Origin of the sequence: Psychrobacter sp. Choline-02u-9, from assembly GCF_002836505.1 — a bacterium.
GTDB lineage: Bacteria > Pseudomonadota > Gammaproteobacteria > Pseudomonadales > Moraxellaceae > Psychrobacter.
This window is the reverse complement of the sequence record NZ_PJBF01000059.1, coordinates 97,491-112,410: the sequence shown is the minus strand read 5'-3', so window position 1 is coordinate 112,410 and position 14,920 is coordinate 97,491. Positions and strand designations below refer to the sequence as shown.

Genomic DNA, 14,920 nt, shown 5'->3' with positions numbered 1-14,920 from the left:
ACGTGACAAATATTTGTATAGAGCGGATGACAACCAGTAGATTCAGCATCGCGTTACAATACGCAACACCCCACAACAATACAAACCGATGTACTGATACTGAAGTAACGTCATTAGGGTATGCTACTGATATGTTGCTAAAAAATGGTTTTGGCTCACAAGATATCTACACATAAATCAATATTTTGTGTGACTTTTGTTTTTTTACCGATTAACATATGACCATTAAATAAAGACGAGCGAGTGTAATACTGAATGAATAAACAATCGATATTATCTATAGCTTCTGTGATAGCAAATACTGCCTCAAAAGTTGGGATTGCAGGACTGATAACGTCTGTTGCTATGCTGTCTCAAGCTTCTAATGCTGCGAATAACTCTGGCACTACCATTCCGCTAGACATGTCTGGCATCAATATCACTAAGCACGAAATTGCGGTGATGCAGGTACTATCAGAGATATGCCCACCCATGCTAAATGGTAAGCAAAAACAGCGGTTCTATAAGTCGTACACTGTACAGCTGCATGAGCTAATGCCTTCTCTAGAAGATCCAAAAGCTGCGATTCAATACCTATCTACACAGCAAGACTACCGCCAGATACTACAAGGTATTCGTAGTTGGACGATGGGATTCTCAAAGCAAGAAAACAAAGCACTATGTGAAGATTTGGCAAACGCGGATTATTAGACAACTAGCTAGTTTAATTCAATAACTAGCGTCCTCTGCTTAATGTGTTAATAATATTGGTATCAATGATAATAAAATAAAAGCTATGTACTCTTTATAACATTGGTTAAGCAAATATTATCAACTGGTTGTTTAGACGTCTGTAGCATCAAAGCTTGCTGTCACTTTACTTGTTATTCACAAGCAGTGCAGCAGGCTTTTTTGTGAGCGTTGAATTCTCCATTGCAGAGACTGGTCAGATGATAGTCAGAATAAATATATGATAGGCCTTCATTTTTCTTTTCAAACTTGCCTTATTTTTGCATTTATCGATTCCCCATCGGTAGTCATTTTGCTAAGATAAGGCGTTAATTTTATGTCTATTGTGTAGGCGTTACTATTTTCATCGATACATTATTTTAAACACTGCATTTAAGACATGCTGCTTAAAATAATGTATGGAAATAGGTACAAAACATAAGCGATAGATACATTTGGTTCCATGATGCGGTGTAATGATATATGACAGTAAAGCGTGTAAAAAATCAGCTGATACAGCTGGTAGTTGGTGTAAGTATCTCGATGAGTGCAGTAGTGGCAAACGCAGCCATTCAACCACCTGAAATGGACAATACTGCCTATGTGTTGATGGACTATAACACTGGCGAAATTTTGGCTCAAAAGAACGCCAATGAGGCGCTGCCGCCAGCATCTCTGACTAAGATGATGACCAGTTATATCATTGAGCAACGCTTAGCATCAGGCGACCTGAAAGAAGATGAACAGGTATTGATGAGTCCAAACGCATGGTGCCGTGGTAGCAGCAGCCAATCTTGTATGTATGTGCCTGTGAACAAAACCGCCAGCGTCATCGATATGCTACGCGGTATTATTATTCAATCAGGTAATGATGCATCAAAAGCCATGGCTGAACATATTGCTGGTAGCGAAGCCTCGTTTGCAATATTGATGAACGAACAAGCACAAAAGATTGGCATGGAGAACTCTAACTTTGTCAATGCTACGGGTATGCCTGATGAAGGTCATTTAGCATCTGCTTTGGATTTGTCTAAACTCGCGCGCGCTATTATCAAAAACAGCGGCGACTACTATAGTATCTACGCAGAAAAAGAGTTTACTTATAACGGTATTACCCAAGGTAACCGTAATGCTCTGCTGATTACTGACCCAACTGTTGATGGCTTAAAAACTGGCCACACTGATGCTGCAGGCTACTGCTTGGTTGCATCAAGCAACCGTGAAGGCATGCGCCTAATCTCTGTCATTATGGGTACCAAGAGCCAACAGGCTCGCGCCGATCAGTCACGCGAACTACTTAACTGGGGTTTTGGGCACTTTACAACGGTTACTAAGGCGCCTGCTGGACAGTTCGTTAGCAAGCTTCCAGTATGGTTTGGAGAAGCTGACGAGGTAGAACTGGCAACTGGCGACAACTTGCAAATTCTAACCAGCAAAACCCAGAAAAATAAAATCACTACAGTGGTCGATATTCCTGAGAGCTTAGAAGCACCGATCAAAAAAGGTCAGGAAGTTGGTAAAATGATGGCTGTCATTGATGGTAAAGCGGTAGCCTCAGTTCCTATCATCGCAACCAATGATATCGAACAGTCAGGCTTTATGAGCCGTACGTGGGAACATATCGTACGCTGGGTAAAGAATCTTTTCTAAGAGAAACTTTTAAAAAGCAATTCTAGCTAAAAACTGTTTAAAAAAAGACGCCTCAAAATGGGCGTCTTTTTTGTTTTTATGCCTACTTTATTTTAAAAGTGCTTCGGTATTGAAAGGTAGTAAATATATAAAATGCTACCTAGTAAAATAAAACCAACTAGGAACACGGATTTGGTAGAACAGTACTACGTCCAAACCAACCATTGTTTTAATAAGTCGCTTAACGCTTTGTCCTTATAAGTAGCAATATGACAATAGTCAATGCCAGCTGCCTTTAAACCATACTCAAAACTGTCTACATGGCGCGCCCGATGCTGCGGATACCAATATACCAATAACGCACGATGCTCGCTCTTACTACCCTCATCGCTTTCATACTGACGAATACGTTTGGCTAGTATCTCAGCTTTTTCTGGGAAAACATCTTCACCAAACATCACCATGTCAATTTTCTGCTTACGCATCTCGTCTATGACAAGTTGGTTACCTTGGCGACAAATAATCGTAGCACCTAAGTATTCCAGTTCCTCTAACAAGGAGCCTGTCTCATGATAGTAATAATAAATAATCGTCAGACCAGACAGTAAGCGCTGCTGTTTTGATTGCTGTTGATTGGGCATCGCTATGGTCAGCGTAAACTGTGTACCTACACCAAGCACACTATCAACATCAATCGTAGCACCCATAAGCTGTGCCATTTGTCTAACAATCGGTAAGCCAACCCCTGAGCCTTCGTACTGGCGAGTTTGCGACGAATCTACCTGAAAGAACGGATTAAATATATCGTCTAGGTGCTCATTATTGATACCAATACCCGTATCTTTCACGCTAATCTGCCAACGATTACTTTTATTAAAATGTGTCAGTTGCGACGTAATCGTAACTTTCCCGACAGGCGTGAACTTAATCGCATTATTGAGCAGTATCGATAGTATCTGATATATTTTTTCTGAATCACCATATAGGCTATAGTCTATATGATGAATATTACTGATTAACTCTAGCCCTTTTTGAGTAGCCATATTTTCAAACTTAGCTAACAGATCAGCGATTAGCTGTAATGGGTTAAACTCATTTTTATGAATTCTTATCTGGCCTTTTTGGATCTGGTTCAACTGTATAATATGATCTAACGACAATACCAATTTATCACTACCACTACTGATAATCTCTACCGCGTCTTTTTGCTCTCTGTTTAGCGCCTCATGATCCAATAGTTGTAAACCGCCTACAATTGCATTCAACGACGTTTTTAACTCATGAGAAATCATGCTTTGAAAATTGTGCAATTGCACATCAAGTGACACGTCTTTATTGTGCAATTGCTGTTCAAAAGCTGCAAGGGTTTCATAACCTTGCCGTGCTTCTTGTAAACGATTGAATAAAACAATCAATGTTTTCTTGATTTGGGTCAGTTCTTGAAAATTAAATTGTTGCGGAATGACGGGTAGTTGCTCTAGATTTGCGTTGTTTATGACAATGTCACAAACATCAGTTAACACTTCAATATCTCTAACTGGCCAATTAAGCTTTCTAAAAATATATAAGGCGAATATAACAATCAGTACCACTGTTGTTAGCCATAACCACAGGATATTTTGGAACCAATGTAAACGTATCAATTCTACGTCCATCGTAATATTAATATAACCAATCAATGTACTATTTTCGGTAGCTGTATCAGTCGCCTCATCTGGCGCTGACGATTCGCTCATAATGTTTGATAAAGTCAGTGCTAACTGTTGATTGGAATCGGACTTATTGGACGCCATAATACTGGCATCGAGGTCTTTACTAATCACTGGATAGTTGAAACTGACCGTATGCGCAAATAAAGCATTTTTCCAATCAGCAAGCGACTGGTCTATATCCTCAATTGGCTCAGAGGTTGAATAGAAAACAATGCTCTGAATCGTCGGCTCGTTTTCTAACAAGATATTGACTTGTTCAGCCACAACATCTGCCCCATCTGCAGTCGATGCGCTAGTCGTTAGTAGCGATGCCAATTGCTGAATATGCTGTTCTTTTTCTTGATAGTGATGCACTAAACCATAAAGAAAAGGCAATAAAAAACCTGCCAGCACTGCCAATACGACAGCTTGTATGACAGAACGCCAGATAAGTACGGGAATGGTTTGAGACGAACGGTTGTTCATATCACTCTACTGAGTCGCGTGCAGCTTTCATTTATAGTACAGGTATTTTAAAGATGTGATAAGTAAAACATTTGAGTATTTTTTGAAACTAAGATAGTTATTTATAAGCCCAAACTATAGCGTATTAATAGAAAAATGTCATCGCGCTATCGAACGCGATGACATTAATCATAAAGCTAAAGATATAACGCCTAAAATATGAGGATTAACGAGGCTTTTTATCTTTGGTAGTAAATTTCTGTGATCTATTACGCTCACGCTGACGCAATTGCTGGGCTTTTGCCTTAGTCGGCGTGTCGCTTTTATTAGCATATGGGTTGTCATTTTGCTTCAAGATAACGTTAAGCGGTGTGCCTTCTAACTTAAATACTTGACGGAATTGGTTCTCTAGATAACGCTGATAGCTCTTAGGAAGCGCACTGGTTTGGTTACCATGAATAACAATAACGGGTGGATTGTGGCCACCAATATGCGCATAACGTAACTTGATACGACGACCAGCAACGGTTGGTGGCGGATTGGCCGTTACCGCATCTTGCAAAATCTGAGTCAAACGGTTGGTCGATACTTCGAACATTGAAGATTTGTACGCACGTAAGATAGACGGATATAAATTACCGACACCTGTACCATGCAGTGCTGAGATCAAATGTATTTTTACATAAGGAATAAAGCTAAAGCGGCGATCCATTTCAAGCTTGATATAGTCTCTTTGGTCTTGCGTTAGGCCATCCCACTTATTGATCGCAACGACTAACGCTCGTCCAGCGTCAAGCGCATAACCAATCATATGCAAATCTTGATCCACGATACCTTCGTGAGCATCAATAACAATCACGGTTACGTTAGAATCTTCAATCGCTTGCAAGGTCTTGATGACAGAGAATTTTTCTACTTTTTCATCGATTTTACCACGGCGACGTACACCAGCAGTGTCGATCAAAACATAATCACGACCTTCACGCTGATAAGGAATATAAATACTATCGCGCGTCGTGCCTGGCATATCGAATACCACTACTCGGTCTTCGCCAAGCAGGCGGTTGACGAGCGTCGATTTACCCACGTTTGGACGACCAATAATGGCGAGCTTCAAGCCTCTTGGTTCTACTATGTTTTCTTGCTCAGGCATATCAGCCGTTAGCACTTCAAGCAAATTGCCCACACCGCGACCATGACTGGCTGCCATCGGATACGGCTCGCCCAATCCTAGTGCATAGAACTCAGCAGGCGCTGCATCATGTACACCGTCGACTTTATTGGCAACAACATAGACAGGCTTGCCTAACGTATGCAAAAACTTACCAATTTCAGCATCTGCGCCAATCATACCGGCACGAGCGTCAACGACGAATACAATAATATCTGCTTCATGGATTGCTGTATGCGACTGCTCAGACATATAGTCATCGATATTACCGCTACCGTCGTCAGCTTCACCGATACCACCCGTATCTACAACGATAAAGGATTTGTCTTCATAAGTTGCATCACCGTACTGACGGTCACGAGTCAATCCTGAAAGGTCAGCGACCAATGCCTGCCGACTTTTTGTGAACTGATTAAATAAGGTGGATTTACCGACGTTTGGACGACCAATTAAGGCGACCACAGGCTTGATACTCATGGGTTACTCTCAGTGAAAGGCACAATGACGGGCAGTACAGTTATTCTTATAACCAGTGACATAACAATAGTAATAGTAATAGATATGCTGCAATTGACCGTGAATTAAAATGAATGATAGAACAATAGCAAAAATAATAGATGGCTATTTTACGATTAAAAATAGTATATAGGATGGCTTCATTATACATAAATAAGTAGTGTATATGGATAGCACATCGGTCGCATAGAGTACGCGAAAGCCTGTGTTTAAACAAGCAATTTACACAAAGCACTAAACGCTGACTAAGCAGCGTTTGTGTTTCATAAATGACAATCAAGAATAGGCTTAAAGGCTATAGTGAAATATTAAAATTCGTTAATCACCTAACTACATAGTTATTAGCGTACTAACTGCCAGATAGCAACTTGTCCTGACGTACTTTGAGTCATTAAACGGCTACCTTGTACTTGCAAGTTGGTCAACGCACCTTTTGTCTCTACACGACTAACGATGCTACCCGTAGCAGGATCAAGCAAATGCACTACGCCATCGAAATCACCAATGGCGATATAGTTGCCAATCATCACAGGATTGGTGAGATCACGGTAAGCCAATTCGTCACTTTCCCATAGCGTCTCGCCACTGTTGCGATCATAAGCAACTACTTTGCCATCTAGACTGGTAGCGATAACTTGCTGAGTATTTACCGCCAATGATTTGAGACTCGCAATTTCATTGACAAACATCACCTGACGCGAGGCCAAATCAATACCTAATAGCTGACCACTATAGCTGATCGCAAACAACTGATTTTTATCTACGATAGGTTTGCCATCGACGTCACTCATGCGTTCAACTTCACTACTACCAGCACCTACGCCAACACGTCTTGACCATAGCGGAAGACCGTTATCGACAGTAATTGCGTGCAGGCGACCATCAGCTGTGGCCAAAAGCGCTGTCTCATTGTCTAATAAAGTTGGCGCAGCGCTACCGCGAACGCTGATAGCAGGTACTTGAGTTGCGAACTGCCATACCGATTGTCCAGTTTGTAGTGACAGACCATGTAAGAAACCATCATTCGCTGATAATACCACACGATTATTGGTAATCAGTGCTGGCGTCAAAACCGAACCTGATAACTGCTGCTGCCAGCGTTTTGCACCAGTCGTGCTATCAAACGCCATGACCTTGCCACCACGAGTACTAACGATAGCTGTCTGGCTCAATGCATCTACTGCAACACCGCCGGTGATTTGGTCGTCAACATTGATTGACCATACGCGCTCGCCTGCACTATTAAACCCTGACAGCTCACCACCGCGTGATGCAGTAACGATTTGACCATTGGCATAGCCAACTTGCAAATCTAACGGATCTTTTTTGCTGGCTTTTTTATTGCCAACATCGGTACTAAAAACAGGCTGTACTACGCTAATCGGCTGAGCGATTTGTACCAATTTTACCGGATCATTAACCACAGGCTTAATACCGCGATTACATCCAATCACTGCCGTGCTCATTACTGCCAGTACGGCCACATGCATGACTGTCTTTTTGATAGTCTTGGTGTTTAACATTTTGCTAGAGCGAATAGATTGAGTCATTGTATGTTCTCACTACAGATAAATTATTATTAATTGGTAAATTGGCCAACCGCAAATTAGTAATCATTAGGTTATATTAAAAAAGAGCTTTGGATGATTACCAACTCTCAATACTATACTACTGACTTAATATCTAGCCTACTGACTTACTGCCCTGCTTCGACAGCGACTTCGTTCGAGGTATCCATCACTAGCGACGGCTCAGGAGCAGATGGCTCTTGAATAAGACTGGTTTGCTCAGCAATCGGCTCAGCCGTGATACCTAAGCTTTCCATCTTTAATGCCAATACTGCACGCGTTTCTTGACGGCTACGTAATAGCTCCCACGCATTGCTATAAGATTTAATCGCTGAATCTTTATTGTCTTGCGCTAAGTAAATATCCCCTAGCAGCTCCTGCTGACTTGCTTCAAACGAGCTTGGCATATCATTGTTTGCTTCTGAAAGTGCAGCATCTGTATCACCTGCAGCCAATAATGTTTTTGCATAGCGTAAACGAGTAATCGCTTCTAGACCAGCATCACCCAAATCGATGGCCAATGCTTTTTTGAATGTCTCAGTCGCTGCTGCAAAGTCATCATTGTCTACTTGTTGACGTGCCTTTATCATTAGCGCTTGCCATGCGTAAACCGACTCACCGTGCGTACTGACCAAGGTATCAATATCTTTGTCTAGCTGGCTACGACTTTGGGTAAGTGCTTCTTGAGCCTCTGCCTCCAAATCTGGGTTTTGCGAGGCCAGTTTGACCTCTTCGTTTAGCTGCTGAATATCAGCATATTGATCGGCGGCGACGGTATCTACTCGCGCATGGTTGTTTTGCCAGTATGTCCAACCAAAGTAGGCGGCCAGTGCTAACAAAATCGCAGTAACGATATAACTACCATATTGCTTTAGCGCTTGCATGGAGTTATCTGCATTCGGCGAATTAGGTGTCAGAGCCATATATATTTACCTGATAAAATTTACATTAAATTGCTAGTGCGACAAACAAAGCTTATTAGTCAAAGTCGGTTAGCGACGAGAAAAGTTATCTTTATTTGATAGCCAATCTTGGGCGACCGTCTTTTGCTCACCTGTCTGCATATCTTTAATACTAATCGTATTATCATCCAGCTCTTGCTGGGCGATGATGACTGTCAATGCCGCGCCTGACTTGTCTGCCTTCTTCATTTGCGCTTTTAGACTCGTGGCACTGGCCATCTTTACTCGTACATCTGGACGACTGTGACGTAAGTTCTGTGCATAGCTTATACCAGCACTATACACCTCAGGATGGGCCACCACGAATACATCACAAGCAGGTACGTCAGCAATCGGCGCAACCGCTTCTATCAATAACAATAGACGCTCAAGCCCCATTGCAAAACCAACACCAGGCTCAGATTTGACTGGTTTACTGCCATCTGTACCGATTGATTTTAATTGCCCTACTAGCCCATCATAACGACCACCAGCACAAACGGTAGCTTGGCTTCCAAGCTTATCCGTTACCCACTCAAATACCGTTTTATTGTAATAATCAAGGCCACGTACTAAGTGCGGATTGATTTCAAAATCGATATTAAGCGCAGTCAGATAGGCTTTGACCTGCTCAAAATGCGCCACACTCTCTTCACCTAAGAAGTCAGCAAGCTTTGGCGCATCTGCCAATACTGCTTGCGTACTCGCTTCTTTACTATCCAAGATACGTAAAGGGTTAGTCGTTAGACGGCGCTTACTGTCTTCGTCTAGCTGGTCTTTTTTATCAGTCAAATAAGTAACCAATGCTTCGCGATAAGCATAGCGCTCATCCAGCTCACCCAAACTGTTTAGTTGCAAACGCATCTCATTGTTGAGGCCTAGCTCTTGCCACATCAGATGAGTCATTGCAATCAGCTCAGCATCAGCATCTGGTAATGCACTACCGAAGCTCTCGACACCTAACTGATGAAACTGGCGATAGCGGCCTTTTTGCGGACGCTCGTAGCGGAACATCGGACCGATGTACCAAAGCTTGGGCGTGTCACCGCGTAGCAAGTTGTGCTCGATAACTGCGCGTACTGCTCCAGCTGTGCCTTCAGGACGCAACGCTAATGGCGTTGGTGGCTCAGATTTATCAGTAAAGCTGTACATTTCTTTTTCGACAATGTCAGTCGCGCCGCCAATAGCACGGGCAAATAGATCCGTTTGTTCAACGATAGGCAAGCGAATATGCTCGTAACCGTACCTACCAAGTACATCAGCCAATATCGCTTCTAAATGCAGCCACTTTGCTGATTGGTCAGGCAAAATATCATTAAAACCTTTGATAGCTTTGATCATGGTACGGTCGTATCCTTAAATGTTTAACAGGTATTCTATTATTGTTTTCTATATCTTCAAATAAGCGCTATATCTAATTGATGCTATGACGATATAGCTTAACGTATCAATCTAATGTATGGCTTATTTTACGCGAATGATTTCATTCTCACGTTTTTTCGCCAACTCTTCTGCATGGGCGCGAACCATACCTTCTATTTCATCGACCAGATTGCCTGTATCAATAAGGTGGCTTTTTTCACCCATACGATAGACCAATGATCTAGGGGCAGCACCAACGATACCGATATCGGCCTCTTTTGCTTCTCCTGGACCATTCACTTTGCACCCAATCACAGATAGATTCATCGGTTCACGAATATCTTCTAGGCGAGACTCTAACGCTGTCATTACTTTAATCACGTCAAACTCTTGACGCGAGCAGCTTGGACAGGCAATAAAATTTACACCGTTCGAACGAATATTAAGCGATTTCAGAATGTCAAAACCAATCTTAATCTCTTCTTCAGGCTCGGCGGCTAATGAGATACGAATAGTATCGCCAATACCGTCTAGCAATAATCCACCTAGCGCGATAGCAGATTTGACAGCGCCCGTACGGTAGACACCCGCTTCCGTCACGCCCAAATGTAATGGATTGTCAATTTGCGCTGATATTAAACGATAAGCATCCAATGTCAAAAACACGTTACTGGCTTTAACAGATACTTTATATTGGTCAAAGTTAAGACGCTCTAAAATATCAATATGGCGCATTGCTGATTCAAGCATTGCCTCGCCAGTTGGCTCAGTATACTTGCGCTGTATGTCTTTTTCTAAAGAGCCAGCGTTGACGCCAATACGAATAGGAATATTATGATATTTGGCGCAAGCGACCACTTCACGTACTTTGGCATCGCTACCAATGTTACCAGGATTGATACGTAAGCAGTCAGCGCCCGCTTCAGCAACGGCCAAAGCGATTTTATGATCGAAATGCACATCAGCGATCAAAGGCACGCTTACCAATTTGCGAATTTCACCAAAGGCTTTGACCGTATCCATCGTTGGCGTTGATACGCGCATCAAATCTGCACCTGCTTCGACACAACGCTCGATTTGAGCGACAGTGGCTGCTACATCACAGGTATCAGTATTGGTCATGCTCTGTACGCTAATTGGTGCATCACCACCAACCGCGACATCACCGACATAGATTTTTTTGGTCAGACGACGATTAATAGGCGATGGCATTGACATACATAAATCCTTGAATCAAAAATAGAAAAGCCCTAGGCCTTTGTACATATAATATAAACCAGCTAAATCAGCATACACATATTCGCTTTATTCAAACACATAGATGCTTCATCTAAACATATTAGTGCTTTATTTAAATTTGGCACTTATGCAACTGGCTATGGTGCCAATTCGAAAGTAGCTTGCTTATCTGTTGCATACGTCTCTAACGCGACTGGTTGTTGATCGAGCATCAAGCTAACATTATCGATATTATCAATTTGCACATTAAACGGTGGCATACCTGACAAGTCATAGTTACCCGCAGACTGAGAACCATTTATTAGACTGTTTCCAGAAGCATCCGTGATACTAACCACAGCGTCGCTTGTCAATACAAGGTTTAGGGTAGCAGTCGTTGCAGCATCACCCAGATTCAATGCAGAGCCAGAAGCACCAACGCCACTTGCATCACTATTGATGGCGGCACCTTGGGCTTGCTCTATCGCTGACATGTCCTCCACAGCTGATACAGGCTCTTGGGTGTTTTCTTTGCTAGCGTTACTCACCATACGGAATAGGAACACCGCCAAGATAATCAATCCGATAACGCCTATGATCAATAGCGGGTTAAAGCGGATACGGTTATGAGTATCACGCTGCAAAGTCCCCATTGGGCGCAGCGGCGTATCGATATTGCTGGCTGATTTGGCCTTTAATTCATTAGGATAGGCAGCATCGAAGCTACTAGCGATTTTTGCTGAATCTAAGCCCAAATATTTGGCATAGTTAATCGCAAAACCACGAGCAAATGCAGCCTGTGGTAGCTCAGCGAAGTTTTCGCTTTCTAAGGCCTCCAAATGACGCTTTAGAATGAACAGCTCAGCCGCCGCTGCTTCTAAAGTTACTTGCTTGTTTTTACGGGCTTGCTGCAACACGGCACCAAATGATCCCTGAGCGTTAGATTGAGTGTTAGATGATGGGGTGATCATTTCCATGGTGCCTCTGGATTGTTAAGCCAAGTCTTAAGTTGTTTTGCTTCATCACTTAGCGGATAAGCGGATAAAAGCTGCTGTGCCAATTGCTGGCGCGTTGTTATATTACTTTGTGCTGCTGCAAGCTTGATACCTTGTAAGAGCAAGCGCGGGCTAACACCCTGCCCCTGCACCAATATCAGCGTCTCATCATACAGTCTCTGTGCCTGCGGTACACGCTGTTGTTGCAGCAGCAAATCTACCAATTCGATATGAGCAATGATGCTGTTACGATTGCCATCGAGTGCGCGTAAAAATGCTTTTGAAGCGGCACTATTATCACCTAACTGTAGATAAGTGCGACCTAGGTTTTCTAGCGCGCCAATACGGCCTTCATAGCCTAGCGTCGCCCCTGCAATCTCAAACTGTTCTGCTGCTTCACGATAGCGCTTTGTCTGTGACAGATATACGCCATAATTATTGTGTGCTTGTACAAAGTCTTTATCTAGCGCGATTGCTTTTTTGAAGTACTCATCAGCTTTGGCTAGATTGATACGGCTGCCTTCTTGCTGCAACAAAACGCCCATCATATCATAGGCTGGCGCATAACGGCTATCGGCAGCAAAGGCTTTTTCAAGCTGCTGCTGCGCGGTATCAAGCTCATTTTTTCGGATGTATTGCGCGGCAAGTGAGGTACGTACACGGGCGATTTCCTGCTGATCTAAATTTCGATCGTTGCTAGCGCGCGTAGATGTTTGATAAGGAGAGTTACCTAGCAAATCATTAGTCGGGGTGGTCTGACAGCCACTTAATACAAGGACGCCAAATACTGCCGACAGCACTGCACGCTTTGGCAAAGCGGTTTGGGCAGCATTGATACTCGACTGCTTATAAAATTTAGAAAATGATTTTTGATATTTGAACTGACAAGAATTTTTAGAAGTCATCATAGCCGCCATCATAAAACTGGGATTCAATGCGTTCGATCTTCGAGACCTCAGTTTAATAGATTTAACCCCTATAAGTACAATTTAGTTGTTATTAATTGCCACGTTCTGCAATCTTGACAGTCATTGCTACATTTTCTTACCATTGCGACAGACAAAAGACAGCTAAAACGCTATACCAGTCGAATATAACGTTTATCTTCTAGAGAACGTGCTAAACGCTTTCACGATCTTTAATGCTCTGCTGCCACGCGGCTGAGCGTCTAGTACGATCGGCAACTTGTCCAACCAACTGACCACAAGCGGCATCGATGTCATCACCACGTGTTTGGCGAATCGTACAAACGAAACCCGCTTCGCTCAATATATTACTAAACGCATGAATACGGTTGTTGCTTGATTTGTCATACGGTGCATGTGGGAATGGGTTGAACGGAATAAGGTTAATCTTACTTGGTAACCCTTCTAATAAAGCAACTAACTGATGGGCATGCTCATTACTGTCATTGACGCCATCAAGCATCACATATTCAATCGTAACGTGCTTCTTATGACGTGGATTGACATCATAGACATAGTTTTTTGCCGCTGCAATCAGCTCTTCTAACGGATATTTTTTATTAATTGGTACCAGCTCGTTACGCAGCTCATCATTTGGTGCATGCAGTGAAATAGCCAATGCCACATCGATGTCTTGTGCTAGCTGATACATTTTCGGAACGACACCAGAAGTCGATAACGTGACGCGACGCTTTGACAGTCCATAAGCATGATCGCTTAGCATCAACTCCATTGAACCTACTACAGGTTTATAGTTCAATAGCGGCTCACCCATGCCCATCATCACCACGTTGGTGACGTTATTTTCCCATAGGCTATGATCAACGTTTTCTAAACTTTCATTTTCATCTGTCATATATGACGCATTAGCGACCCATAACTGACCGATAATTTCAGCCGCACTTAAGTCACGCTCAAACCCTTGCTTACCTGTACTACAGAAGCTACAGTCTAGTGCACAGCCTACTTGAGAAGACACGCATAATGTCTTACGGCCATTTAACTTGCTATCATCTGCAGGAATAAGCACCGTCTCAACCAACGAGCCGCCAGTAACTTCAAATACCCACTTACGCGTACCATCATCGCTGTATTGACGATGAATCACTTTGGGCGGTACCACACAAGCATTAAGCGATAATTTGTCTCGCAACGACTTACTCAAATTGGTCATTTGCTCAAAATCGGTCACGCCATGCTGATAAATCCACTTGATTACCTGAGTAGATCGAAATGGTTTTTCACCAATACTCTTGAAGTAATCAGCCAGTTGCGCTTGCGTCATACCCAATAGATTGGTTTTGGCATGTGCCTCATCTACTAGCTTAATGCTATCAGTAATCTTAGCAGGTACGTGCTGAGTAGGTGCTTGAACAGTTGACATAATAGGTAACCTTTTTGCAGAAGCTTAGATAAGCGGTGCAATTATTTATATGGGCTTTGCCATACATACATGAGTGCATGAGCAATCCGCTATGAGCGCAGTTTTTCGAATTAATGAAAACATGCTGATAAGGGATTGATAACGCTAAGTAAAATCAATAATGAGGCAAGTCACTAAGAATTTCAATGAATAATATAATTACAGAACTCTAAAGCAGATACAAGGCAGCCAACTGTAGATTGTACAAGTAGTACATCCCAGGAGGGTAACGCCCTAGCAGTTTAGTAACTCTTGGACTATAGGATTA

General features: G+C 42.6%; 11 protein-coding genes. 2 read left to right on the top strand and 9 right to left on the bottom strand.

Annotated features, from left to right (window positions below; all coding sequences use genetic code 11):
* Positions 1 to 255 precede the first annotated feature (255 nt).
* Positions 256 to 690, top strand: a complete 435-nt coding sequence (locus CXF69_RS11855) for an MCR_0457 family protein (RefSeq protein ID WP_057759051.1) — start codon at positions 256 to 258, stop codon at positions 688 to 690.
* Positions 691 to 1,191: 501 nt separating this feature from the next.
* Positions 1,192 to 2,358: a D-alanyl-D-alanine carboxypeptidase family protein gene (locus tag CXF69_RS11850; protein WP_101206208.1), complete on the top strand. Its 1,167-nt coding sequence runs from the start codon at positions 1,192 to 1,194 to the stop codon at positions 2,356 to 2,358.
* Positions 2,359 to 2,543: 185 nt separating this feature from the next.
* Here the strand turns inward: CXF69_RS11850 and CXF69_RS11845 are convergent, their stop codons facing one another.
* From CXF69_RS11845 to rlmN, 9 genes are all read right to left on the bottom strand, one after another.
* A complete protein-coding gene (locus CXF69_RS11845) occupies positions 2,544 to 4,514 on the bottom strand; it encodes a sensor histidine kinase (protein WP_101206209.1) in 1,971 nt (656 codons plus the stop codon).
* A 205-nt stretch (positions 4,515 to 4,719) separates the two neighbouring features.
* A complete protein-coding gene (gene der / locus CXF69_RS11840) occupies positions 4,720 to 6,141 on the bottom strand; it encodes a ribosome biogenesis GTPase Der (protein ID WP_057759046.1) in 1,422 nt (473 codons plus the stop codon).
* A 380-nt stretch (positions 6,142 to 6,521) separates the two neighbouring features.
* On the bottom strand, positions 6,522 to 7,730 hold the full coding sequence (gene bamB, locus CXF69_RS11835) for an outer membrane protein assembly factor BamB (protein WP_102078150.1): 1,209 nt from the start codon (positions 7,728 to 7,730) through the stop codon (positions 6,522 to 6,524).
* Positions 7,731 to 7,876: 146 nt separating this feature from the next.
* On the bottom strand, positions 7,877 to 8,671 hold the full coding sequence (locus CXF69_RS11830; protein ID WP_102078151.1) for a YfgM family protein: 795 nt from the start codon (positions 8,669 to 8,671) through the stop codon (positions 7,877 to 7,879).
* Between the two features lie 69 nt (positions 8,672 to 8,740).
* Positions 8,741 to 10,030 carry a histidine--tRNA ligase gene (gene hisS, locus CXF69_RS11825; RefSeq protein ID WP_102078152.1) on the bottom strand — a complete coding sequence of 430 codons (1,290 nt, stop codon included), beginning with the start codon at positions 10,028 to 10,030 and terminating at the stop codon, positions 8,741 to 8,743.
* A 123-nt stretch (positions 10,031 to 10,153) separates the two neighbouring features.
* Complete coding sequence (gene ispG, locus CXF69_RS11820; protein WP_101206213.1) at positions 10,154 to 11,269, bottom strand: flavodoxin-dependent (E)-4-hydroxy-3-methylbut-2-enyl-diphosphate synthase; 1,116 nt, start codon at positions 11,267 to 11,269, stop codon at positions 10,154 to 10,156.
* 158 nt (positions 11,270 to 11,427) lie between these two features.
* The gene (locus tag CXF69_RS11815) at positions 11,428 to 12,240 is read right to left on the bottom strand and encodes a helix-turn-helix domain-containing protein (RefSeq protein ID WP_101206214.1); all 813 of its coding nucleotides are present in this window, start codon (positions 12,238 to 12,240) and stop codon (positions 11,428 to 11,430) included.
* Positions 12,237 to 13,172, bottom strand: a complete 936-nt coding sequence (gene pilW, locus CXF69_RS11810) for a type IV pilus biogenesis/stability protein PilW (protein ID WP_227522979.1) — start codon at positions 13,170 to 13,172, stop codon at positions 12,237 to 12,239. The genes CXF69_RS11815 and pilW overlap by 4 nt, the downstream gene beginning before the upstream one ends.
* Before the next feature lie 211 nt (positions 13,173 to 13,383).
* On the bottom strand, positions 13,384 to 14,613 hold the full coding sequence (gene rlmN / locus CXF69_RS11805) for a dual-specificity RNA methyltransferase RlmN (RefSeq protein WP_057759033.1): 1,230 nt from the start codon (positions 14,611 to 14,613) through the stop codon (positions 13,384 to 13,386).
* Positions 14,614 to 14,920: the final 307 nt, after the last annotated feature.

Bases quoted from the DNA above. Each gene is read 5' to 3' on its own strand.
- CXF69_RS11855 (WP_057759051.1), top strand. From the start codon at position 256: ATGAATAAACAATCGATATTATCTATAGCTTCTGTGATAGCAAATACT.
- CXF69_RS11850 (WP_101206208.1), top strand. From the start codon at position 1,192: ATGACAGTAAAGCGTGTAAAAAATCAGCTGATACAGCTGGTAGTTGGT.
- CXF69_RS11845 (WP_101206209.1), bottom strand. From the start codon at position 4,514: ATGAACAACCGTTCGTCTCAAACCATTCCCGTACTTATCTGGCGTTCT.
- der (WP_057759046.1), bottom strand. From the start codon at position 6,141: ATGAGTATCAAGCCTGTGGTCGCCTTAATTGGTCGTCCAAACGTCGGT.
- bamB (WP_102078150.1), bottom strand. From the start codon at position 7,730: ATGACTCAATCTATTCGCTCTAGCAAAATGTTAAACACCAAGACTATC.
- CXF69_RS11830 (WP_102078151.1), bottom strand. From the start codon at position 8,671: ATGGCTCTGACACCTAATTCGCCGAATGCAGATAACTCCATGCAAGCG.
- hisS (WP_102078152.1), bottom strand. From the start codon at position 10,030: ATGATCAAAGCTATCAAAGGTTTTAATGATATTTTGCCTGACCAATCA.
- ispG (WP_101206213.1), bottom strand. From the start codon at position 11,269: ATGTCAATGCCATCGCCTATTAATCGTCGTCTGACCAAAAAAATCTAT.
- CXF69_RS11815 (WP_101206214.1), bottom strand. From the start codon at position 12,240: ATGATCACCCCATCATCTAACACTCAATCTAACGCTCAGGGATCATTT.
- pilW (WP_227522979.1), bottom strand. From the start codon at position 13,172: ATGATGACTTCTAAAAATTCTTGTCAGTTCAAATATCAAAAATCATTT.
- rlmN (WP_057759033.1), bottom strand. From the start codon at position 14,613: ATGTCAACTGTTCAAGCACCTACTCAGCACGTACCTGCTAAGATTACT.